The 20,143-nt window shown below is 63.0% G+C and carries 22 protein-coding genes; 11 read left to right on the top strand and 11 right to left on the bottom strand.

The window, feature by feature from the left end:
- Positions 1-90 precede the first annotated feature (90 nt).
- The 4 genes from NKI31_RS07140 to NKI31_RS07155 are packed head-to-tail and all read left to right on the top strand — an operon-like array spanning position 91 to position 4,788.
- Positions 91-1,710 (top strand): phytoene desaturase family protein, encoded by a 1,620-nt coding sequence (locus tag NKI31_RS07140; protein ID WP_352650978.1) that lies wholly within the window; start codon positions 91-93, stop codon positions 1,708-1,710.
- The gene (locus NKI31_RS07145; RefSeq protein WP_352650980.1) at positions 1,697-3,262 is read left to right on the top strand and encodes a phytoene desaturase family protein; all 1,566 of its coding nucleotides are present in this window, start codon (positions 1,697-1,699) and stop codon (positions 3,260-3,262) included. Before NKI31_RS07140 ends, NKI31_RS07145 begins: the two co-directional genes overlap by 14 nt.
- Before the next feature lie 51 nt (positions 3,263-3,313).
- Positions 3,314-4,540 carry an aminomethyl transferase family protein gene (locus NKI31_RS07150; protein WP_352650982.1) on the top strand — a complete coding sequence of 409 codons (1,227 nt, stop codon included), beginning with the start codon at positions 3,314-3,316 and terminating at the stop codon, positions 4,538-4,540.
- A 2-nt stretch (positions 4,541-4,542) separates the two neighbouring features.
- Positions 4,543-4,788 (top strand): hypothetical protein, encoded by a 246-nt coding sequence (locus NKI31_RS07155; RefSeq protein ID WP_352650983.1) that lies wholly within the window; start codon positions 4,543-4,545, stop codon positions 4,786-4,788.
- A 3-nt stretch (positions 4,789-4,791) separates the two neighbouring features.
- Here NKI31_RS07155 and NKI31_RS07160 read toward each other — a convergent pair whose 3' ends face one another.
- The 4 genes from NKI31_RS07160 to NKI31_RS07175 form a co-directional block, all read right to left on the bottom strand.
- Entirely contained in the window at positions 4,792-5,850 is a 1,059-nt protein-coding gene (locus NKI31_RS07160; protein ID WP_352650985.1) for a dipeptidase, read from the bottom strand.
- 249 nt (positions 5,851-6,099) lie between these two features.
- On the bottom strand, positions 6,100-6,399 hold the full coding sequence (locus NKI31_RS07165; protein ID WP_023715014.1) for a GNAT family N-acetyltransferase: 300 nt from the start codon (positions 6,397-6,399) through the stop codon (positions 6,100-6,102).
- The gene (locus NKI31_RS07170; protein WP_352500613.1) at positions 6,392-7,024 is read right to left on the bottom strand and encodes an alpha/beta hydrolase; all 633 of its coding nucleotides are present in this window, start codon (positions 7,022-7,024) and stop codon (positions 6,392-6,394) included. The genes NKI31_RS07165 and NKI31_RS07170 overlap by 8 nt, the downstream gene beginning before the upstream one ends.
- 4 nt (positions 7,025-7,028) lie before the next feature.
- Positions 7,029-7,961, bottom strand: a complete 933-nt coding sequence (locus tag NKI31_RS07175; protein WP_023715016.1) for a VOC family protein — start codon at positions 7,959-7,961, stop codon at positions 7,029-7,031.
- Between the two features lie 217 nt (positions 7,962-8,178).
- Between NKI31_RS07175 and NKI31_RS07180 the strand changes: the two genes are divergently transcribed.
- Positions 8,179-9,729, top strand: coding sequence for an alkaline phosphatase family protein (locus NKI31_RS07180; RefSeq protein ID WP_352650987.1), 1,551 nt, complete (start codon positions 8,179-8,181; stop codon positions 9,727-9,729).
- 89 nt (positions 9,730-9,818) lie between these two features.
- On the opposite strand, the gene NKI31_RS07185 is transcribed toward NKI31_RS07180, so the two are convergent.
- Complete coding sequence (locus tag NKI31_RS07185; protein WP_352650989.1) at positions 9,819-11,123, bottom strand: PRC-barrel domain-containing protein; 1,305 nt, start codon at positions 11,121-11,123, stop codon at positions 9,819-9,821.
- 259 nt (positions 11,124-11,382) lie between these two features.
- On the opposite strand from NKI31_RS07185, the gene NKI31_RS07190 reads away from it, so the two are divergent.
- Entirely contained in the window at positions 11,383-12,303 is a 921-nt protein-coding gene (locus NKI31_RS07190; protein ID WP_023696423.1) for a diacylglycerol/lipid kinase family protein, read from the top strand.
- A gap of 26 nt (positions 12,304-12,329) precedes the next feature.
- Here the strand turns inward: NKI31_RS07190 and NKI31_RS07195 are convergent, their stop codons facing one another.
- Entirely contained in the window at positions 12,330-12,557 is a 228-nt protein-coding gene (locus tag NKI31_RS07195) for a hypothetical protein (protein ID WP_023696424.1), read from the bottom strand.
- Positions 12,558-12,723: 166 nt separating this feature from the next.
- Between NKI31_RS07195 and NKI31_RS07200 the strand changes: the two genes are divergently transcribed.
- Positions 12,724-14,244, top strand: a complete 1,521-nt coding sequence (locus NKI31_RS07200) for a sensor histidine kinase (RefSeq protein WP_502899103.1) — start codon at positions 12,724-12,726, stop codon at positions 14,242-14,244.
- A gap of 58 nt (positions 14,245-14,302) precedes the next feature.
- On the opposite strand, the gene NKI31_RS07205 is transcribed toward NKI31_RS07200, so the two are convergent.
- The 3 genes from NKI31_RS07205 to NKI31_RS07215 form a co-directional block, all read right to left on the bottom strand.
- The gene (locus NKI31_RS07205) at positions 14,303-14,764 is read right to left on the bottom strand and encodes a hypothetical protein (protein WP_023706299.1); all 462 of its coding nucleotides are present in this window, start codon (positions 14,762-14,764) and stop codon (positions 14,303-14,305) included.
- Between the two features lie 11 nt (positions 14,765-14,775).
- Positions 14,776-15,102: an ElaB/YgaM/YqjD family protein gene (locus NKI31_RS07210; RefSeq protein ID WP_023670092.1), complete on the bottom strand. Its 327-nt coding sequence runs from the start codon at positions 15,100-15,102 to the stop codon at positions 14,776-14,778.
- A gap of 124 nt (positions 15,103-15,226) precedes the next feature.
- The gene (locus NKI31_RS07215) at positions 15,227-15,988 is read right to left on the bottom strand and encodes a Crp/Fnr family transcriptional regulator (RefSeq protein WP_023806537.1); all 762 of its coding nucleotides are present in this window, start codon (positions 15,986-15,988) and stop codon (positions 15,227-15,229) included.
- Positions 15,989-16,267: 279 nt separating this feature from the next.
- Here NKI31_RS07215 and NKI31_RS07220 point away from each other — a divergent pair, with 279 nt between their 5' ends.
- A complete protein-coding gene (locus NKI31_RS07220; protein WP_023806536.1) occupies positions 16,268-16,645 on the top strand; it encodes a response regulator in 378 nt (125 codons plus the stop codon).
- A gap of 56 nt (positions 16,646-16,701) precedes the next feature.
- On the opposite strand, the gene NKI31_RS07225 is transcribed toward NKI31_RS07220, so the two are convergent.
- Together NKI31_RS07225 and NKI31_RS07230 are read right to left on the bottom strand one after the other, a co-directional pair.
- Complete coding sequence (locus NKI31_RS07225; protein ID WP_023670095.1) at positions 16,702-17,253, bottom strand: sigma-70 family RNA polymerase sigma factor; 552 nt, start codon at positions 17,251-17,253, stop codon at positions 16,702-16,704.
- Positions 17,254-17,256: 3 nt separating this feature from the next.
- The gene (locus NKI31_RS07230; protein ID WP_023670096.1) at positions 17,257-17,460 is read right to left on the bottom strand and encodes a NepR family anti-sigma factor; all 204 of its coding nucleotides are present in this window, start codon (positions 17,458-17,460) and stop codon (positions 17,257-17,259) included.
- Between the two features lie 212 nt (positions 17,461-17,672).
- Between NKI31_RS07230 and NKI31_RS07235 the strand changes: the two genes are divergently transcribed.
- From NKI31_RS07235 to NKI31_RS07245, 3 genes are all read left to right on the top strand, one after another.
- Entirely contained in the window at positions 17,673-18,467 is a 795-nt protein-coding gene (locus NKI31_RS07235; protein ID WP_023670097.1) for a response regulator, read from the top strand.
- A 220-nt stretch (positions 18,468-18,687) separates the two neighbouring features.
- Positions 18,688-18,855 carry a DUF1328 domain-containing protein gene (locus NKI31_RS07240; protein ID WP_023670098.1) on the top strand — a complete coding sequence of 56 codons (168 nt, stop codon included), beginning with the start codon at positions 18,688-18,690 and terminating at the stop codon, positions 18,853-18,855.
- Between the two features lie 160 nt (positions 18,856-19,015).
- Positions 19,016-20,050 (top strand): sensor histidine kinase, encoded by a 1,035-nt coding sequence (locus NKI31_RS07245; protein ID WP_023711673.1) that lies wholly within the window; start codon positions 19,016-19,018, stop codon positions 20,048-20,050.
- Positions 20,051-20,143 lie beyond the last annotated feature (93 nt).

Consider the following 20,143-nt stretch of genomic DNA (forward strand, 5'->3'; position numbering starts at 1 on the left):
CAGAATAGCCGCTGCCGTGCCAAATTCCGCGCATTCGGCGACAAATCACGCGAAAAATGAAGGGTCGAGCACCATGAAGGCTGGGCGCGAATGAAAGCTTGGGATGCGATCGTCATCGGCGGCGGACACAACGGCCTGGTCAACGCCTGCTATTTGCAACGCGCCGGGCTCGACGTGCTGGTGGTGGAAAAGAACGACTGGGTCGGCGGCGCCGCCACCAGCCGCGAGCTGACGCCGGGCTTCCTCTACTCCAACTGCTCCTATGTCTGCTCGCTGTTTCGCCCCGAGATCATGCGCGACCTCGAACTGCCGCGCTTCGGCTTGCAGGTGATTTCCTATGAGGGCGGCGCCGTGTTCACGCGCGATGGCGACTACCTCGCCAACTACCGCGATCACGATGCGCACCGGCGCGAATTTGCCCGCTTCTCCAGGCGGGACGCCGAGGCCTATGACCGTTATTCGCGCGACGTGACGCGGCAGTGCCGCTTCATCCAGCCGCTGCTGATGCGCACCGCACCGGACCCGACCAGTCTCAAGCCGCGTGACCTCGGAGAGCTTCTCTATCTCGGCAGGAAATTCGCCGGCCTGTCATCAGAAGAAATGGCGCTGACGCTGCGCTTCTGGACCATGTCGATCTCGGAATTCCTCGACGAATATTTTGAGACCGATGTCATCAAGGCGAACTTCGCTTTGTCCGGCATTATCGGTACCGCGCTCGGGCCGATGTCGCCCGGCACGGCCTACGTGCTGCTGCACCACTATATGGGCGAGGTCGACGGCTCGGTCGGCGCCTGGGGCTATGCGCGCGGCGGCATGGGCGCTGTCACCAAGGCGCTCGCCGCTTCCTTCGAGGGGTCCGGCGGCACCATCCGTACCGGCGCCGAGGTCGACCATGTGCTGGTGAGCCGAGGCAAGGCCAAGGGCGTGGTGCTGGCCGGCGGCGAGGAGGTCTACGGCAAGCTCGTCGTCTCCAACGCCGACGCCAAACGCACATTCCTGAAACTGGTCGAGGAGAAGGAACTGCCCGATATTTTCCTGCGTCGGGTCAGGAACTTCAAGGTCCGCGGCTCGTCCGGCAAGGTCAACATCGCGCTGGATTCGCTGCCCGATTTCCCGGCACTGCCGAAGGATTCGCCCGTTTATCGCGGCGACATGCATTTCACCGACTCCATGGAGCGCATGGAGCGCGCCTATGACGACTGGAAGGCCGGTCGCTGGTCGGCCGACCCATTCCTCGACATGGTCATCCCAACGACGCTCGACCCGACCATGGCGCCGCCGGGCAAGCATTTCATGAGCTGCTTCGTGCAGTACGCGCCGCCCAAGGTGAACGGCCGCGACTGGACCGATACCGACCGCGACGGCTTCGCCGAAAGCGTGGTCGCGCAGATCGCGGAATACTCGCCGGGCTTCCGCGACCGCATCGTTCACATGGAGGTTCGCACGCCGCGCGAGATCGAAGCCGAGGTTGGGCTGACCGAAGGCAATATTTTCCAGGGCGAGCTGACCTTCGACCAGCTGCTGTTCAACCGGCCGGTGCCGGGCTACGCGCAATACCGTTCGCCGGTCGGCGGGCTCTATATATGCGGATCCTCGACCCATCCCGGCGGCGGCGTCATGGGCGCGCCCGGCCGCAATGCGGCAGCCGAAATCCTGCGCGATCTCGCCAAATCGACCTCCCATATGAGCCCGGCCCATGACGTCATTTGATGCCATCATCATAGGCGGCGGCCATAACGGCCTTGTCGCTGCCGCCACTCTGGCGAAAGCCGGCCGCAAGGTGCTGGTGCTGGAAGCCGCTGGCGATGTCGGCGGCGCGGCGCGCACCGAAGAGTTTGCGCCGGGTTTTCGGGTCTCCTCGATCGCGCATGTGCTGAACCGCCTGCACCCCGACGTGGTGAAGACATTGGAGCTGGAGAAACACGGGCTGCAGGTCACCCGTACAGACTTCATGCCGTCGGTCGCCTTGGCGAAGGACGGCCCGCCGCTTGTCCTGCATGGCGCCTATGGCGAAGTGCTGACCGGCTCCACTCCGTCCGAGCAGTCCGCCTGGAAGGAATTGCGCGCGCAACTCATGCGCTATGCCGGCATCCTGAAACCGTTCCTGTCGCGGCGCCCGCCCGATCTCGGTGGCATGTCGCTGCTTGAAACGGCAGCGCTCGGCCAGACGGCCGTGGCGCTGAAAAAGCTCGGCAAGGAAGACATGCGCGACTTTCTGCGCGTTCTCCTGATGAACGTCGCCGACCTGCTCGACGAGCAGCTTGCCGATATCAGGCTGAAGGGCCTGCTTGCCTTCGACGCCACGCTTGGTAGCCATCTCGGCCCGCGTTCGCCGACCTCCCTGCTCGGCCTCTACTATCGGCTGGCCGGCGAGACCGGCGGTGCGGCAGGGGCACAGATGCTGCCGAAAGGTGGCATGGGTGCGGTCGTCGCCGCGATCCGCGCGGCGGCGGAGAAAGCCGGCGTCACCATCCGCACGGCAGCGCCCGTGGCCAGGATAGTCGTCGAGAAAGGCCGCGCCGTCGGCGTGACCCTCGACAGCGGCGAGGTGCTGCAAGCCAGAACCATCATCTCCGCCATCAACCCGGCGACCACCATGCTCGGCCTGGTCGGGTCACGCGAGATCGGCACCGGCTTCGTGCGCAAGGTGAAGAACATTCGCATGAAGGGCGACGCTGCCAAGCTCCATCTGGCGCTCGATCGGCCACCGCAATTTTCCGGCGTCGACGCCGATAATCACAAGGGCCGTCTGGTCATCGCGCCCTCGGCCGACCATGTCGAGCGCGCCTTCAACCCGTCAAAATATGGCGAGTTCTCAGCCGAACCGGTGATGGAGATCACACTGCCCTCGCTCTCCGACCCCTCGCTCGCGCCAAGCGGCGCCTGCGTGCTGTCGGCGACCGTGCAATACGCGCCTTACGCGCTGAAAGAGGGTTGGGATGCCGGCAAGCCGAAATTCCTCAAGGCTGTTATGGCGCAGCTCGAAGCGTACGCCCCCGGTATCGGCAAGTCCGTGCTGCATGCCGAGCTTTTGACGCCAGCCGGTATCGAAGCCAACTACCGGATGCCGGGCGGCAATTGGCACCACGGCGAATTGCAGGCCGACCAGATGCTGATGTCGCGGCCCGTCTCGGGCTGGTCGGGCTACGACACGCCGATCGAGGGGCTGTTCCTGGCCGGCGCCGGTTCGCATCCGGGCGGCGGCGTTTCGGGTGCTCCCGGTTTGAATGCGGCGCGGCGCATCATCGCGATGAAGGGATGATCGGATGTTTCAGCCAGTCAACGCCGCACTTTACGGCGAAGGAATGCCGTCATGACGAGTCCGGTCAACAACGCCGCCCGCACCACAGCGCAGTCGCATTTCCGCACACTGCGTCTCGGCACGCCGTTCCAGCCGCGCATCGATGCGCTGGCCAAAACTCAGGACTGGTACAATTGGGCCGGCTATCGCGCGCCGCATTCGCTGTGGGACGAGGAACTCGAATATTTCGCCATCCGCAGCCAGGCGGCTTTGTTCGACATCTCGCCGATGACCAAATACCGCATCGAGGCGCCGGATGCCGAAGCCTTCCTCGATCGCGTCACGCTGCGCGATGTCACCAAGCTGAAACCGGGCCGCGTCCACTACACCGCATGGTGCGACGACGAAGGTTTTGTCCTCGATGACGGCACGCTGTTCCGGCTGTCGCCGACCCGCTTCCGCCTGTGTTCGCAGGAGCGGCACCTGCCCTGGCTGCTCGACAGCGCCATCGGTTTCGAAGTGACCGTCGAAGAAGAGACTGAAAGCGTCGCTGGTCTCGCTCTGCAAGGCCCAACCTCCTTCGCCGTGCTGCGCGAGGCCGGCTTTGCCGGCGTTGAAAAACTCAAAGTGTTCGATCTCGCCGAGTTCCCGCATGACGGTAGCACCGTCACCATCTCACGCACCGGCTTCACCGGCGATCTCGGCTACGAACTGTTCGTGCCGGCCGAAAAAGCGCTCAGCCTCTGGGACCGCCTGATGACGGCAGGCGAACTGCGCGGCATCCGCGCCATCGGCTACGCCGCCCTCAACCGCGCCCGGCTGGAAGCCGGCCTCATCGTCGCCAATGCCGACTTCACCACCGCCGAGCATGCCATTCGCGCCGACCGTCTGCGCATGCCGGACGAGATCGGTCTCGGCTTCATGATCGATTTGGAAAAAGGCCATTTCAACGGCCGAGGCGCCATCCTCGAAGCCCGTGCCAAACGCAAGCTGCGCCACGTGCTGGTCGGGCTGGAGATCGAAGGCAACATCCCGGCCGAGCACACCATCGTCTACCACAAGAAGCATCAGGAGGTCGGGCTGGTCAGCGCCGCCATCTGGTCGCCGATGGCCAAGCGCAATATCGCCATCGCCTCGCTGACGCGTCCCTATGGTGATACGATGGTGGAAGACCTCTGGGTCGAGATCTACGCCATGCGCGAGTTGCAGTACCAGAAGCTGATGAAGCGGGCCAAGGTGGTGGCCCGCCCCTTCATCAAGCTCGACCGCCGCACCGCCGATCCGCCGGCGGATTTCTGATCATGGCCGACGAACCGGATGATGAGGCGGGAGCCGCCGAACAGTGGCAGCTGGTCAACACGCCGCTCGGCGAAAAATGGTCGGGTCGTACCCGCTATGCCGCCGCCATGTACTTCTACAAGCGCGGCGAAATGAGCGCCGAGACGCTCGAAGCCTACCGCATCTGCGCGCGGCTGGACTGGGAGAACCCGCTGCCGATGATCAGGGATCGCGGCGGCCAGGATTGGCTGAAGCGCATGGGCGCTTAAGCCTCAGCCTATGGTTCTTTCGAGAACGTTCAGCCAGTTGCGATAGGCGATCTTCTCGATCAGCGCGCGTCCGAAGCCGCGCGCGGCCAGCGCATCTACCAGCTTTGGCAAGCCGGCAACGTCGCCGATGACCGCCGGGATCATGGCGCCGTCGAAATCGGAGCCGAGACCGACGCCGTCCTCGCCCAGCGCCTGCAGCAGCGAGTCGACATGGCGCACCATGATGTCGAGGCTGGTGTCCGAGTTCATCCGTCCGTCTTCGCGCAGGAAGCCGGTGGCGAAGTTGAGCCCGACCATGCCGCCGGTCTCGCGGATAGCGCCGAGCTGCCAGTCCGTCAGGTTGCGCGAATGGGTGCACAGCGCATGCACGTTCGAATGGGTGGCGACCAGCGGCGCATCGCTGAGTGCGGCGACATCGCGAAAGCCCTTTTCGTTGAGATGCGACAGGTCGACCATGATCTTGAGCTGATTGCAGGCCTTGATCAGCGCCTTGCCGGCATCGGTCAGCCCCGGTCCGGTATCGGGCGACGACGGAAAGCGGAACGGGACGCCGTGGCCGAAGGCGTTGGGGCGGCTCCAGACAATGCCGAGCGAGCGCAGGCCGGCTTCGTAGAGCACGTCGAGCAAGGTAAGTTCGGGATCGATCGCCTCGACGCCTTCAATATGAAACACCGCCGCGATCGAACCTTTCGCCATCGCCTCGCGAATGTCACCGGCACTGCGGCAGACGGTCAGCGCCCCCGCTCGCTCCAGCCGAAACAGGATCGAGGCCATGCCGATGGTGGAATTGAGCGCATCAGCGCGCGGCAGTTCCGGCGGCAACGGCTCATTGTCGCTCGGCGCCGGCGGCACCGCAGAGCGTTTGCTCTTCTCGACCGGCGGTGGAAAGATCGCGAACATGCCGCCGGCAAAGCCGCCCTTCTTGGCGCGCGGCAGATCTATATGACCGCCCTGCGTCCCCTCGATGAACAGCTTTTCGACGTCGGTGTCTTTCGACTGGTACAGTCGCAGCAGCGTGTCGTTGTGGCCGTCGAAGACGGGGACGAGATCGGATTCGGTCATCAGGAAGCCATTCGGTCAGTTGGCAGGAGCGGACAAACCGCAGCGAACTGTGTACTTAGGCAAGAAGGCCGAACTGCGCAAATGCCAGAGAGGTGTTCGCTCTTGTGGCTGAGCGACTCCGACCACCTGCCGGGTCCCCGCTGCTTCGCAGCGTCCCGGCGTTCGCCGGCCTTTCATCGTGCCACCGGCACGATGAATTCGCCTTCGGCGACCGGCAACTCACCCCACAAGGGGAGAAGGGAAAAAGGTCTATTGCTTCAGCACATCCGCCCATTCCGGATGGCGGCGGAACTGGGCGTTGGCGAAGGGGCAGAGCGGGATGATCTTCTTGCCCACTGCCCGCGCGTCCTCGACGGCGCGTGTGACAAGCCGAAGGCCGGCGCCCTGGCCGCGAAACACGTCCGGCACTTCGGTGTGATCGATGATGATCTGGTGCTCGCCGATCTTGGTGAAGGTCATTTCCGCCTCGGCGCCACCGGGCCCGCGCAGGACATAACGTCCCTTCGAGCCGCGGTCCTCGAGTTCGATCTCAGGTAACTGGTCAGGCATCGCTTGCTCCTTCAACCGGCGCATCGGCAAAAAGCCGCTTCGCCGCTTCGATCTCGTTGGGCCGAATTTCGTGGCCGCCATCGTGCCACTCCACTGTGACATCGGCGCCATCGGCACGCAAACAGGCTTCCAGCCGCGACGTCAGGTTGGGCGGGCAAATCGGATCGCGTTTGCCGGCGGTGACCAGGATGCGGCGTCCGGCAAGGCTGCCCTGCACCTGCGGTTCGAACGGGATCAGCGGGTGCATCAGCACCGCCGCATCGAACAGCTCGGGCGCGGCGAACATTACCGACGCCAGGATGTTGGCGCCGTTGGAATAGCCGAGACCCAAGACCGAAGATGGTCTTGCCGCCGCCACCTGCGCCTTGATGAAACCGGCCATCTTGGCGGTCGCCCGCGCGAGGTCGTCCATGTCGTAGACGCCCTCGCCGGTGCGGCGGAAGAAACGCGCCGCACCATGCTCGGAAACATCGCCGCGCGGCGATACGATCGTCGCCTGTGGCGCGAGGTCGCGCCCGAGCGACAGCAGCTGGCTCTCGTCCGCGCCGGTGCCGTGAAAGCCGAAGAGCAGCGGGCCGCCGGGCGAACCCGGCAGCGCCTTATGGATGTAAGCTTCCTTGCTCATCGTCTCAGCCTTCCAGCTTCTGCAGATGTTCTTCAAGATAGGGCCGCAGATGCTGGTGCTGCGTCGGCAGTTTCAGCGCCTCGCCGAGATGGGCGGTGTCCTCGTCGCGGTCGAAGCCCGGCTCATTGGTGGCGACTTCGAACAGCACGCCGCCCGGCGTTCGGAAGTAGATCGCCCAGAAATAGTCGCGGTCGATCACCGGCGTTACGCCATAACCCGTATCGATCAGCGCCTTGCGCACTTCGAGCTGCTGGGCGCGGTTCTCCACCGAGAAGGCGACATGGTGGACCGAGCCGGCGCCGAGATTGGCAAAGGCCGCGGTAGGCAGCGATTCGATATCGACGACATCAGCGCCGTTGCCGTTCTTGATGGCGAGCCGGCTGACACTGCCGGACTTGTCCACTTGCTCATAGCCCATGAACTTCAACAGCTCTTCCGTGGCGCCACCATCCTTCAATCTGAGCGAGACCGAGTGGAAGCCGCGTATCGCCTCATCAGCAGGAATGCCGCCTTTCAACCATGGCGCGCGGCTGTCCGCTTTGTCTTCGACCAGCGCGAAACCGTCGCCGTCGGGACCGGCGAAGGCCAGCCGCTTCTCGCCGAACGTCTCTTCGCGGGAGACACCCGCAACGCCTTCATCGGCGAAGCGCTTTTCCCAATAGCCGAGCGTGCCGGCCGGCACCGAATAGGCCGTGGTACCGACTTCCCCGACGCCATGGCGGCCCCTGGCAATGTCCGGGAACGGAAAATAGGTCATCACCGAGCCGGGCGTACCGTGCTCGTCACCATAATAGAGGTGATAGACATCTGGCGCGTCGAAGTTGACGGTCTTCTTGACCCGGCGCAGGCCGAGCTTGTGCGTGAAGAAATCATTGTTCTGGCGCGCATCGCCGGCCATCGACGTCACGTGATGCAGGCCCTTGATCTGGTCGAGCATTGTCTTGCTCCTTCCCTTCGGTTTGCGGCTCTTGCCGCTGTCCACGCCTATATGAGTGGCCGCCCGGCAATGGCAAAGGCGGCAAACTCAGAATGGACTGTATCCTAATAGTGAACAGCAGGAAATTTTCGTTCACCATTTAAGCAAGACTGACAGGCTTGCGCTGCCGCCAAATTCCGGTTCATTGAACGTCTTCCCGACGTGACAGGATAGAGCATTGGCCGCGAAAAGCAGACGCCCGAACATCCTATTGATCTCCTGCGACCAATGGCGGGGCGATTGCCTGTCGGCTGCCGGCCATCCCGTGGTGAAGACGCCGAATGCCGATGCGCTCGCCGCCGAAGGCGTCCTTTTCATGCGGCATTACGGCGGCGCGGCGCCCTGCTCGCCGGCCCGCGCGTGCCTCTACACCGGCCTCTACCAGATGAACAATCGCGTCTGCCGCAACGGCACGCCGCTCGACGCCCGCCATGGCAACATGGCGCTTTCGGCACGCGCCCTCGGCTATGATCCGACTTTGTTCGGCTACACCGACGTCTCGCCCGATCCGCGCACGATGGCGCCGGGCGATCCCCGGCTGAAAAGCTATGAGGGCGTGCTGCCCGGCTTCAGCGTTCGCCGGTTCCTTCCTGAGCATCAGAAACCATGGCTGTCATGGCTGAAGGCACGTGGCGTCGACACCAGCGCCGGCTCTCCCGGCATTCACCGCCCCGTGGGCGGGGAAGCGGGCGACGCCGTGACCAGCGCGCCGCCGGTCTATTCCAGGGACGAGACGCCGACCGCTTTTCTTGCCGGCGAATTCATTCGCTGGCTGGACGAACAGGATGCGCCATGGTTCGCGCATGTCTCCTTCATCAGCCCGCATCCGCCCTTTGTCGTACCGCAGCCCTACAACACGCTGTATGATCCGGCGGACGGACCGCCCTTCCGCCGTGCCGAGACTTGGCAGGCTGAGGCGCAAAGGCATCCCTATGTGGCTTACGACCTTGGTCGCCAGAAGCGGAGAAGCTTTCGCCCCGGCACCGACGGCCACGTGCGCGACTGGGGCGACGACAACATCCGGGCCATCCGCGCGATCTATTACGGCATGATCTCGGAGGTCGACGCGCAGCTTGGCCGCATCTGGCAAGCGATCAAGACGGCGAATGCATGGGATGACACCATCATCGTGCTGACTTCGGACCACGCCGAGATGATGGGCGACCATTTCATGCTGGGCAAAGGCGGCTTCTTCGACGGCAGCTATCACATCCCATTGATCGTGCGCGACCCACGACGCGGCAATGCAGCCGGCTCGATCGTCAACCACTTCACCGAGGCAGTCGACATCTTTCCGACTTTGCTCGATCTGCTTGACGCCGACGCCCAGCTGCATCTCGACGGCCGCTCGCTAAAACCGTTCCTGCAAGATGAACCGCCTAAGGATTGGCGCGACGCGGCGCATTGGGAGTTCGACTTCCGCTCGATTGCCAGCGGTGAGGCCGAACGGCATTTCGGCATCGGCTCGCGCCAGTGCAACCTCGCCGTCATCCGTACGGAAAAATTCAAATACGTGCATTTCGGCGGCCTGCCGCCGCTGCTTTTCGACATGGAGAAGGGTCCGGGCGAACTGGCCAACGTTGCCGCCGACCCGGCCTATCTCAGCGTGCGGCTTGAATTTGCCGAGCGGCTGCTTGCCTGGCGCGCCGAGCATCTTGACCAGTCGTTGGCGCTTGCAGAGCTGACGGACGAAGGGGTGGTGGGTATGTGGGTAGGCAGTAGGCAGTAGGCAGTAGGCAGTAGGCAGTAGAATGTTCTGGCGGCTAATGCCTCGTCACTCGGTTTTCGCCTACTGCCCAATCCCTACTGCCTATTCCCTTACTGCACCATCATCCGCTGCTGGTCGCGCTTCTCAGCATAGCTGCCCTTGTCATAGGCGGCCTGCGCCTGCAGCTGCTCCTTGGTGAAGTTGGTGTAGAGATATTTGTTGCCGTCCTTGTCGGTCATGAATTTGAGCTTGTCCATGCCGACCGCGACCTCCTTGGCGCCGATGCCTAGAAAGCCGCCGACATCGATGATGACGGCATCCGGCTTGCTGTCGGGCGTGAGCACGACGTCGCCGATCTCGCCGACCTTGGCGTCGTTGGCGCCATAGACGGTGGTGCCCTTCAGGTCGTCGCCTCTGATGTTACCGACCGGCATTTCGGTCAATGTGGACTTGTCGATCGCTGCCGTTTGCGTCGGATCGGTAGCCTTTGTCCCGGCCGGAGCTTCCGCGGTCTTGTCCGCTGGCTGAGCATTGTCAGCCGGTGCAACGGCCGTCGGGGCAGCCGGAGCAGTCGGCTGCGTCGCGTCGGAGGTTGTCGTCACGGGCGCCGGATCATAGGGCTTCCGGTCGAAATCAGGCTGCGCCTGCAGTTCCTCCTTGGTCGTCTGCGCCACCAGCCAGCGATCGCCGTTCTTTTCGGCCCACCGCGCCTTGGCGAAATCATAGGTGACGTTCTTTTCACCCATACCGAGGAAGCCGCCGACGCCGATCACCAGCGACTGCGCCTTGCCATCCTTGGTCAGCACGATGTCGTTGACGTCGCCGATATTCTGGGCATCGTCGCCAGTGCCATTGTAGACATTCTCGCCGATGATGTTGGTTGCGAGATTGCCGTCAGCGCGTTTCACCGCCGGATCTGACGGCGCGGCGTTGAGATCAACCGGCTTCTGCGGGTCGTTCTGCGCCGTGGAAGCAGGCGCCGAGGCCGGATCGTAGGGCTTACGGTCGAAGTCGGGCAGCGCCGTCAACGCTTCTTTCGTCGTCTCGGCGACGAGCCAGCGGTCACCATTCCTCTCGACCCATTGCAACTTGCCGTAGTCGAAGGCGACGTTCTTGCTGCCTATGCCGAGGAAGCCGCCAACGCCGATAATGGCGGATTTCGCCTGGCCGTTTTCATCGAGGACGACGTCGCTGACGTCACCGATCTTCTGCGCATCGTCGCCGGTGCCATTGTACACGGACTCGCCGATGATATTGGTCATCAGCGCGCCGTCGGCCTGTTGCGGCGCCGGCGCGATGGTGGCAGGGGCTTCAGCCGGCGCTGGGGTCGTCGCCGGGGTCGTCGTTGACTGCGCAAACGCACCGGTAGCGATCAGCGTTGCGAGTGCAGTCGTCGCGAACAGTGTGCGGATCATGATTAAGTCTCCTCTTGCGTGATCTCATGCGCGCCGCAATCGGCAAACCACTTGCCGGGAGACCGAAGGCGGCGCCTCCAGTGGGATCACAACGTTGTGACAAGGCGCTTGTTCCGAAAAAACGGGAGCATCGAAATACCCTGGGCAAGTCCGCGGAATCGCCCGACATTCCCGCCCGGCCGATGGAACCTTTGCCAAGCTTGCCCGTTTCAGCCTGCGGCTGGCATTCCGGCCTTTAAAAAAGAATACGGAGCGGGGCATGCGATTTGCAGCGGTGCTGAACCGGGACGGCGGCACCTTGCGGACCACCGATCTTTCCGCGCTAACGGACCGCATGCGCCAGACGCTCGAGGCGGCTGGTCACTCCATCGATATCGACATCGTCGCCGGCAAAGAGATTGTCGCGGCGCTCGACAAGGTCGCCGCGCGGCGCGACATCGACGTCGTGCTGGCCGGTGGCGGCGACGGCACCATTTCGGCCGCCGCGGGGCGGCTGATGAATGGCAAGAAGGCGCTGGCCGTCCTGCCTGCAGGAACAATGAACCTGTTCGCCCGCGGCCTTGGAATTCCGCAGACCATCGATGGCGCGCTGAAGTCCTTTGCCGACGGCGAGATCATGGCGGTCGATATCGCGAGCGCGAATGGCCGGCCGTTCGTGCATCAGTTCTCGATCGGCCTGCACGCCAGGATGGTAAAGCTGCGCGACAATATGGAATTCGCCTCGCGCTTGGGAAAGATTCGCGCTTCGGCCAAGGCCGCTTGGACGACGATCAACAATCCTCCCGCCATGAAGGTGACATTGACGGTCGGCGAAGCCGAGATCGTGACCCGCATCAGCGGCATCGGCATTTCCAACAATCTGTTTGGCGAAGGCCATCTGCCTTATGCCGACAATCCTGCCGGCGGCGTGCTCGGCATCTATGTCACCGTGGCGCGGCAGCGTGGCGAGCTGGTCAGGGCGCTCTTCGACATGGCTCGAGGCAGGTGGCGCGACAGCGATCATGTCGAAACTCATCAGGCCGACAAGGCAATCGTGAAAATCCATACAGGGAGCAAGAAATTCGGCGCCGTCATCGACGGCGAACTGGTCAAGCTGGAGCGTGAAACGACAATCCAGATTCACCCTGGCGCACTGAACGTCCTGGTTCCGGCGCAAGCCGCCCAGGCAAAGGCCGCCTGATGCGATTACGAATGACGAGGAAAACCCTAGCCGCCCGACTGCCCCTCGCCGGCTGGCGCGCTCTGGTTGGCCGGCGCGGTCTGGCCGGTGGGCTGCCCTTGGCTTTCAGGGGTATCTGGATCTATCTTTTGGCCATAAATCTCGGCCGCTCCCCAAGCAATGAAAGCCAGGAGCAACGCGGCGACCAATATGCGCAGGCCGTGCCAGCCCCAGCGCCCCTGACGGGCTTTGTTTTCAGGGGCGATCTTGGTCATTGGCGGCGTTCCTGTCGTGCAACCGGGATGGTGGATAAAACCATCGCTGGCGAAACATGGTGGGGTAACGATTGCTTGCTACAAAAGTTCCGGCGCGCGACGGCCGCGCAAGGTGCGCGCCACCGCGGGTGGGGCCTGCAAGCGAGGGGGCTTGGTGGATAGCAAGGTGGCGAAGCAGGCTGGTTTGCCGGTTGAGGTCCGCCGCGCCGTGGCGGCGCCGGAGCGGCTTGCCGTACTGCACGGGCTTGACGCGATCGACACCGACTCCGATCCCGACTTCGATCGCATCACCGGCCTTGCCGCCGCCGTGATGCGGGCGCCGATCGCGCTCGTCACGCTGCTCGACACCGAACGACAGTGGTTCAAATCCTGTGTCGGCTTCAACGAGACCGAAACCGCGACCGACATATCGTTCTGCGCCCATACCATTGCCGCCGGCGACGAGCCCATGGTGGTGCCGGATGCCAGCATCGACCCTCGCTTCTCCCGCAACCCGCTGGTCACCGGCGAACACCATGTCCGCTTTTATGTCGGCGCGCCGATGGTGGTCGCCGGCGCGCGCGTCGGCACGGTGTGCGTACTCGACCGGGAGCCGCATGAATTTCCGTCCGCTGCCGCGCTCGATCATTTGAAATCGCTGGCCAGCCTCGCCGCCAGCCTGTTTACCCTCAAGGACGCCACCCGCAGCGGCGCCATTGCCACGGCTGCTTTGGCGCAGGAGGAAAAGCGCCGAGCCATAGCGCTCGACGCCGCCTCGCTCGCCAGTTGGGCCTGGGATATCCGCACCGACATGATCGAATGCGACGTGCGTTTGTCGGAGCTGTTCAACCTGCCGCGTTCGAACCGGCTGCGGGCGCGCGACATTCTGGCCGCCATCGACCCGCGCGACGTCTACCAGACCGAGACGCGCTTTCGCGATGCCCTGACCGGCAGCGACGACTATTTCGGCGAATACCGGGTCAAAGGCTTCGATCCGCCGCGCTGGATAGTCACCCGCGGCCGCGTCATCGAGCGCGACGGCGAAGGCAAGCCGACGCTGATCTTTGGCGTCAACTACGACATCTCGGAACGCAAGCTCGGCGAGGACCGGCAAAGGCTGCTGCTGCGCGAGCTCAACCATCGGGTCAAGAACACGCTGGCGACCGTGCAGGCGCTGGCCACACAGACCGTTCGCCACGCTCGCCGCCCAAGCGAATTCCTGGAAGCCTTCGGCGCCAGGCTGCAGGCGCTGGGCGCTGCCCATAACCTGCTGTCGGATCGCGAATGGCGCGGCATCGGTATTCGCGAACTGATGCAGATCGAGGTGAAGCCGTTCGATTCGGCAGAACGGCCGCGCATCGTGATCTCCGGTCCGGAGCTGCTGCTTTCGCCCGACCAGGCGGTGGGGCTCGGTTTGATCATGCACGAACTGGCCAGCAACGCGCTGCAATACGGATCGCTGTCGGTTGGCTCGGGGAAGGTCGATGTCGACTGGAAGGCGGCGGGCAAGAAAGGCGCGCGCCGCCTTGTGCTGACCTGGAGCGAAAGCGGCGGGCCGAAAGTCGACCCGCCGGAACGCCAGGGCTTCGGCTCTATCCTGATCCGCCGCAGCCTCGCCAAGGTTTTATCGAGCGAAGTGACCCACGAATTCCGCAGCGAAGGCGTGTTCGCCGAAATATCGATGCCGCTTGAAGATCTGCCGGCTTAAAGCAATTTCAGAAGTGCGAAGCGGTTTTCCCGGGAACAGCGTATCAGCGCGACGCGCTTTAGTCGGCTTCGCTGTCTGGATCGCCCGGATCCGGTTTGACGTTCTCGCGGTAGATGGCATAGGCCGCGAGCGCGATCATCGGGCCGAGAATGACGCCCTTCCCGCCTTTCCCCTTGAGCAAGGCCGGCAGCACGGCAAGCGCCGCGGTGATACCGAGCGCCTTCAGGTCGGCATTGCGCCTTCGCGCACGTCGGCGCGCACGCGTTCCGGCCGCAAGTTGATGAATGAGCACGATAAGCCCGGCCGTTACCAGGAAACCGGCCGCGAAGCCAAGACAGGCGGCCATCGAGCCATAACGGTCAGCCGCCCAGATGTAGGCCGCCCCCAGGAGAAACCCGAGGCCGCACAGGGCAGCCACGGCGGCGAGCCCGTAGACGATTGCCGCCGTGCGCGCGCGGCGCATGGCGGCAATGGCTTCACCCGAGGCCAAGGCCGAGATAAGCGGTGCCAGCATGCCCATCTCTGTCGAAACTAGCGCCGGGCAAGAAGCGCAAACAGGAAGCCGACGCCGGCCGCGATCGCCAGTGAAGTGACCGGCTTCTCGCGCACATTGGCCGTGATCTGGGCCTCAAGATCCTTGGCGTTGCCACGCAGGCTGTCGAAGACGGCTTCGCCCTGCGCGCGCAACTGGTCGACGCCTTCGGCAGCAGCGCGCCGCGCCGTGCCGTAACCATGTTCGCCGGTCTTGGCCAATTGCTTGGTCAACTTTTCGATATCCGCCTTCAACTGCCGAATGTCGGCTTCCAGGTCGGCGTTCGTCTGACTTTCGTTGGCGGTTTTTCCTGCGGCAGTTGCCATTCTAAACTCCTTGCGTTTGCTTGGCTTCAAACGCCCGACACACGTCATGGTTCCGAAATCGGAGACCGTATCCATGAAAGGGTGTTTGCAAGTGCGAGTCCAGCCCCAGATGGAGGCCTGCCTGTCAGATCAGCGGCCGACGGCCTTCGCTTAGGCCCTCCCAGCGCGCGAGATCCTTCAGCCCCTCCCCGTCGATCACTTCGCAACCGCCGTCGCGCCAGGCGATCAGCTTGCGATCGATGAGCTTGCGGATCGTCTTGTTGGTGTGGACCAGCGACAGGCCGAGCGTATCGGCGACATGCTGCTGGGTAATCGGGATTTGCACCGGCGCCTTGCCGTTGAGCCCGACTGCCGCCGCGCGGCTGGCGATGAAGGCAATGAGATAGGCGGTGCGCTCGACCGCCGTGCGCCGACCGACGCTGAGCAGGTTCTCGTCCAGCATGCGCTCCTCGCGCGACGCCAGCCAGGTAATGTCGTAAGCAAGGCCCGGATGGTTGCGGTAGAGCTCGTGCAGGTTTTCACGCTCGAAGACGCACAACAGCATGGGCGACAGCGCCTCGACCGAGTGCTGCATTTCGCCCATCAGGCTGCCCTGCAGCCCGATAAGATCGCCGGGCATGGAGTAGTTCAGGATCTGGCGCCTGCCGTCCGACAATAGTTTGTAGCGGAAGGCCCAGCCCGAAAGCACGGTGTAGAGATGAGCACTTTGGCTGCCTTCGACCAGCACTGTGGCGCCCTTGTCGACGGCCAGTTCGCCCTTCTTGAACATGCTGACATAGGCAAGCTCCTGCTTCTCGAATTCCCGGAACACCGGCAATGCCCGAAGCGGGCAGATCTCGCATGGGTACTGACGGCTGGAAAACGAACGACCATTCTGGCCAGACATTTCGATCCCTCTTTCGAAAGTCTCTTGCCAGAGACTGAGTGCTACGCCTTTGCAAGGCCGCGGTTCCGCTGCCGATGGCATGTCTTTTTTAAATGACAGGATGGCAAATAGCGATCATGACTCGCTACACTCGACTGAGGCGAATTCGAAGCTCGCTTGTGGAGTAGAGCCGGTGGGCGAACTTTTCGGATTAAGGCCTGACCGATCCCCCAAGGTCCGCGATGCGGTTGACTGGAGTCACTGTACCCGATGCTGCAAGAATTGAGGAGAGATTGCCAAGTGCCGCCATTGCTTGAGGGATTGCGAATTCTTGTCTTGGAGGATGAATTCCTGATCGCCATGGATGTCGAGCAGCTTTGCCGCGACCATGGCGCGAGCGACGTAGTGATTGCCCGCGCTCTGGCCGAGATCGATGAGCAGAAGGTCGTTGGCGAGTTCGACGCCGCTATCGTGGACCTCATGCTGGGCGGAACGTCTACACTCGATTTCGCCTCGCGGCTGCGCCAATCGGGCCTGCCGTTTGTCTTTGCCTCCGGCTATTCGGACCCGGATGAGATCAAAGTGTCTTTTCCCGGCATCCGCCTGGTCACCAAGCCTTATTCGGGGACCGATCTCGTCGAGGCTCTGGCGGCGGCCTGCGGACGCGCGCCAGTCTGAGATATCTTCGATGCGTATGTGTAGAGAGCCCAGGCCCGCAAACGGGGCCTCCGCCGTCAGGCAGCGTTTGAACCCGTCACCTGGGACGAGATCGCGTCCGGCCCGTATTCGTCTTCGCCGGAGATTTTGAGGATCTCCTGCAACCGCGTGCGGGCCCGGCTGACCCGGCTCTTGATCGTTCCGACCGCACAGCCGCAGATTTCGGCGGCCTCTTCATAGGAAAAGCCTGAAGCGCCGATGAGGATGATGGCTTCGCGCTGGTCCTCGGGGAGTTGCTCGAGCGCGCCGCGGAAATCCTTGAGGTCAAGCTGGCCGTGCTGAGCCGGATGAACGGCAAGCCTGGCCGTCATGATGCCGTCGCTGTCCTGCACCTCGCGGCCGCGCTTGCGCATCTGGGAATAGAACTCGTTGCGCAGGATGGTGAACAGCCATGCCTTGAGATTGGTGCCGGGCTGAAAGCTCTCATGCTTGTCCCAAGCCTTGACCAGCGTCTCCTGCACCAGATCGTCGGCCTTGTCGGCATTCTGCGTCAGCGACACGGCAAAAGCCCGCAGGCTCGGGATCGAGCCGAGCAGGTCGGTCTTGAACCCTTGTGAGACAGCTGCCATGCCTCAGTCCTTCTTCTGTGCGGGTTCGGCCTTTTCCAGTTGGCTGAGCAACTGGGCAAAGCGATCCGGCACATTGTCCGAGACCAGCTCGTCATAATACTGTTTGAGTTTACGGCCAATTTCCGAATTCGCCCCGAGCGGGTCGCCGGAATTGGCCCGGCGCCTGTCAGCGGCGCCAGCCAGCGTTTCTTTATTCATGTCCTTCATTTCGCCCTTAAATCCAGCGCCCCGAGCCGCCCCATTACACAACGCAAAGCGGCCCCCTCGTCTGGTTGCCCATCGCACCACAAACGTCGCCCGTGCAGTTTCGTTCCACAAGTGTCGGAACTTTTTCGCAAAACCCGCGTTTGGGTGTTGGGGCTTGCAATCAGCTTGACCTGCAATCTATGCAATCACGTCATCTGAGGGAGACGTCTACCATGAGCCTTTCCGCAACCATCGCTCCGCACCTGCCGTTCCTGCGCCGCTTTTCACGCGCCGTATCCGGATCGCAGGAGAGTGGCGATGCGCTGGTAGCCGCGATGCTCGAAGCCATCATCGCCGACGTCGACATCTTCCCGCAAGCGTCAAGCGACCGCATCGCGCTCTACAAGGTATTCGCCAAACTGTTCACCTCCATTGCCATCCGCGTTCCGCAGGAGCAGGCGCAATCGGCATGGGAGCAGCGCGCCGCCGCCAATCTGAACGCCATTGCGCCACGGCCACGCCAGGCTTTCCTGCTGGTCGCGGTCGAAGGCTTCGGTGAAGACGAGGCAGCTGAAATTCTCGATGTCGACGCCAAGGAATTCTCCGAACTGCTTGCCCAGGCGAGCAACGAGATCTCTCGCCAGGTGGCGACCGATGTGCTGATCATCGAGGACGAGCCGCTGATCGCCATGGACATCGAGGAAATGGTCGAGAGCCTCGGCCACCACGTGGTCGGAACCGCGCGCACCCATACCGAGGCGGTGGCGATGTTCGGCAAGACAAGGCCGAAGATGGTGCTGGCCGACATTCAGCTTGCCGATGGCAGCTCGGGTATCGATGCGGTCAACGAAATCCTGTCGTCGACTTCGGTGCCGGTAATCTTCATCACCGCCTTCCCCGAACGTCTGCTGACCGGCGAGCGGCCTGAACCGGCCTTCCTCGTCACCAAGCCGTTCAATCCCGACATGGTCAAGGCGCTGATCAGCCAAGCGCTGTTCTTCGACCGGCAGGCCAAGGCCGCCGCGTGAAGTAGGGCCTTCAATCCCCAACTTTTCGCCGCCTCGCAGCGTTGGCGGCACTGGCGATCGCCTAACCCGGCGATCGGCGGCTGCCCGTCGCGCCGTATGGCGCTCACGCGCGCGAATCAATTCGCGTCCGGGCCTCTTCCAAAGACCTTCTTTTTCGGCAAATGGTGGAACAAACAGCAATCACTCACGTTCTTGATCCAGTATCGGAAGGAGACAGATCATGCTCTACTGGGCGCTCGTATTTCTCGTCGTGGCGATCATCGCCGGCGCGCTTGGTTTCGGCGGCATCGCCGGTACCTCGGCCGGTATCGCGCAAATATTGTTCTTCATCTTTCTCGCCTTCCTCGTCATCTCGCTTCTGGCCGGCCTGTTCAGACGGGCATCGTAGGAGCGGGCGAACACTGGAAGCCGCACCCCTCAAACGGTTTCCAGCCACCGCCGGGCGATGTCCTCCAACGGGACATCGTCCGGCGGACCTTTTCTGGGGACCTACTCAGGAACTGAGTCCAAGTGAATCGTTCGGTCCTGATCAGGTGGACAGGTGATTGATGCGTTCCATTGGCGGAGGCGAGAGCGGACAGGGCGACGAGGTGATCGCACTGCACCCGGCTGAAAGCGGAATGCAGCTTGGCCGGGCCTTGCTTCACGCTCTGCACAATGCCGGCATTTCCGTCCTCTATCAGGATCGTGAATTGAAGACTGTATGGGCCCGCAACATGCGTGCGCCGTGGGTTTCCGACACAGCCGACAGCAACGGCGCGTTGCCACCGGCGCAAGCTGAGCAAATCGCCGCCGCCAAAAGCAATGTGATCGCTTCCGGCAATCCGGAACGCCTTGAACTGAGTGTTCCCACCGGTGATGGCATGCGCTGGTTCCAGGTATGGGTCGATGCCGATCGGGGCAATCGCGGCGACGTGCAGGGCGTCGTCACCACGATGGTGGAAACCACCGAGCAGAAACGCCGCGAACAGACGCTGAAGACGCTGTTGCGCGAAGTCAGCCACCGCTCCAAGAACCTGTTGGCCATCATCCAAAGTATTGCCACCCAGACCGGCCGCTATTCCGAGACACCCGACGATTTCCTGAAGCGCTTTCGCGGCCGCCTGCAGTCACTGGCTTCCTCCCAGGATCTGGTAACGTCGTCGAACTGGCGGGGTGCAGCACTTCGCGAGCTTATCCGCGGCCAGGTCGTTCGCTACGGCGCCGATCCCGCGCAGAGCCTGCGCTTCAATGGCGTCAACCCCTACCTCAATCCCAACGCGGCCATTCATATTGGACTGGCAATGCACGAACTCGCCGTCAATTCATTCAGCTACGGCGCCCTGGCGCGGCCGGACGGCTTTGTCGAGGTAACCGCCGATCTGTCGAACGTCGCAGAGGCCGCAGACAAGCCGGCTTTGTCGCTGACCTGGGTCGAGGCCATTGTCGCCAATGATAACAGGCGCACCGAGAAACGCTTCGGCAGCGTTGCCCTCGAACGTGTCGTGCCGGCATCGCTGAACGGCACGGCGACGCTGGAGATCACCAGTGACCGCCTCGAATATCGCCTCGTCGTTCCGCACGGCAATTTCGAAACCGAATGAGCGGCGGGATTCCTTAACCGGCTGTTCACCATAAAATCCGATGCTGTGGTTCCCAGAGATTGCTGGATCTTGACCGATTCAACCGATGTTTCG

This window comes from Mesorhizobium sp. M0659, from assembly GCF_040320605.1.
Lineage (GTDB): Bacteria > Pseudomonadota > Alphaproteobacteria > Rhizobiales > Rhizobiaceae > Mesorhizobium.

Coding starts and splice junctions, on each gene's coding strand:
- NKI31_RS07140 (WP_352650978.1), top strand. CDS start 91: ATGAAAGCTTGGGATGCGATCGTCATCGGCGGCGGACACAACGGCCTG.
- NKI31_RS07145 (WP_352650980.1), top strand. CDS start 1,697: ATGACGTCATTTGATGCCATCATCATAGGCGGCGGCCATAACGGCCTT.
- NKI31_RS07150 (WP_352650982.1), top strand. CDS start 3,314: ATGACGAGTCCGGTCAACAACGCCGCCCGCACCACAGCGCAGTCGCAT.
- NKI31_RS07155 (WP_352650983.1), top strand. CDS start 4,543: ATGGCCGACGAACCGGATGATGAGGCGGGAGCCGCCGAACAGTGGCAG.
- NKI31_RS07160 (WP_352650985.1), bottom strand. CDS start 5,850: ATGACCGAATCCGATCTCGTCCCCGTCTTCGACGGCCACAACGACACG.
- NKI31_RS07165 (WP_023715014.1), bottom strand. CDS start 6,399: ATGCCTGACCAGTTACCTGAGATCGAACTCGAGGACCGCGGCTCGAAG.
- NKI31_RS07170 (WP_352500613.1), bottom strand. CDS start 7,024: ATGAGCAAGGAAGCTTACATCCATAAGGCGCTGCCGGGTTCGCCCGGC.
- NKI31_RS07175 (WP_023715016.1), bottom strand. CDS start 7,961: ATGCTCGACCAGATCAAGGGCCTGCATCACGTGACGTCGATGGCCGGC.
- NKI31_RS07185 (WP_352650989.1), bottom strand. CDS start 11,123: ATGATCCGCACACTGTTCGCGACGACTGCACTCGCAACGCTGATCGCT.
- NKI31_RS07190 (WP_023696423.1), top strand. CDS start 11,383: ATGCGATTTGCAGCGGTGCTGAACCGGGACGGCGGCACCTTGCGGACC.
- NKI31_RS07195 (WP_023696424.1), bottom strand. CDS start 12,557: ATGACCAAGATCGCCCCTGAAAACAAAGCCCGTCAGGGGCGCTGGGGC.
- NKI31_RS07205 (WP_023706299.1), bottom strand. CDS start 14,764: ATGGGCATGCTGGCACCGCTTATCTCGGCCTTGGCCTCGGGTGAAGCC.
- NKI31_RS07210 (WP_023670092.1), bottom strand. CDS start 15,102: ATGGCAACTGCCGCAGGAAAAACCGCCAACGAAAGTCAGACGAACGCC.
- NKI31_RS07215 (WP_023806537.1), bottom strand. CDS start 15,988: ATGTCTGGCCAGAATGGTCGTTCGTTTTCCAGCCGTCAGTACCCATGC.
- NKI31_RS07225 (WP_023670095.1), bottom strand. CDS start 17,253: ATGGCAGCTGTCTCACAAGGGTTCAAGACCGACCTGCTCGGCTCGATC.
- NKI31_RS07230 (WP_023670096.1), bottom strand. CDS start 17,460: ATGAAGGACATGAATAAAGAAACGCTGGCTGGCGCCGCTGACAGGCGC.
- NKI31_RS07235 (WP_023670097.1), top strand. CDS start 17,673: ATGAGCCTTTCCGCAACCATCGCTCCGCACCTGCCGTTCCTGCGCCGC.
- NKI31_RS07240 (WP_023670098.1), top strand. CDS start 18,688: ATGCTCTACTGGGCGCTCGTATTTCTCGTCGTGGCGATCATCGCCGGC.
- NKI31_RS07245 (WP_023711673.1), top strand. CDS start 19,016: ATGCGTTCCATTGGCGGAGGCGAGAGCGGACAGGGCGACGAGGTGATC.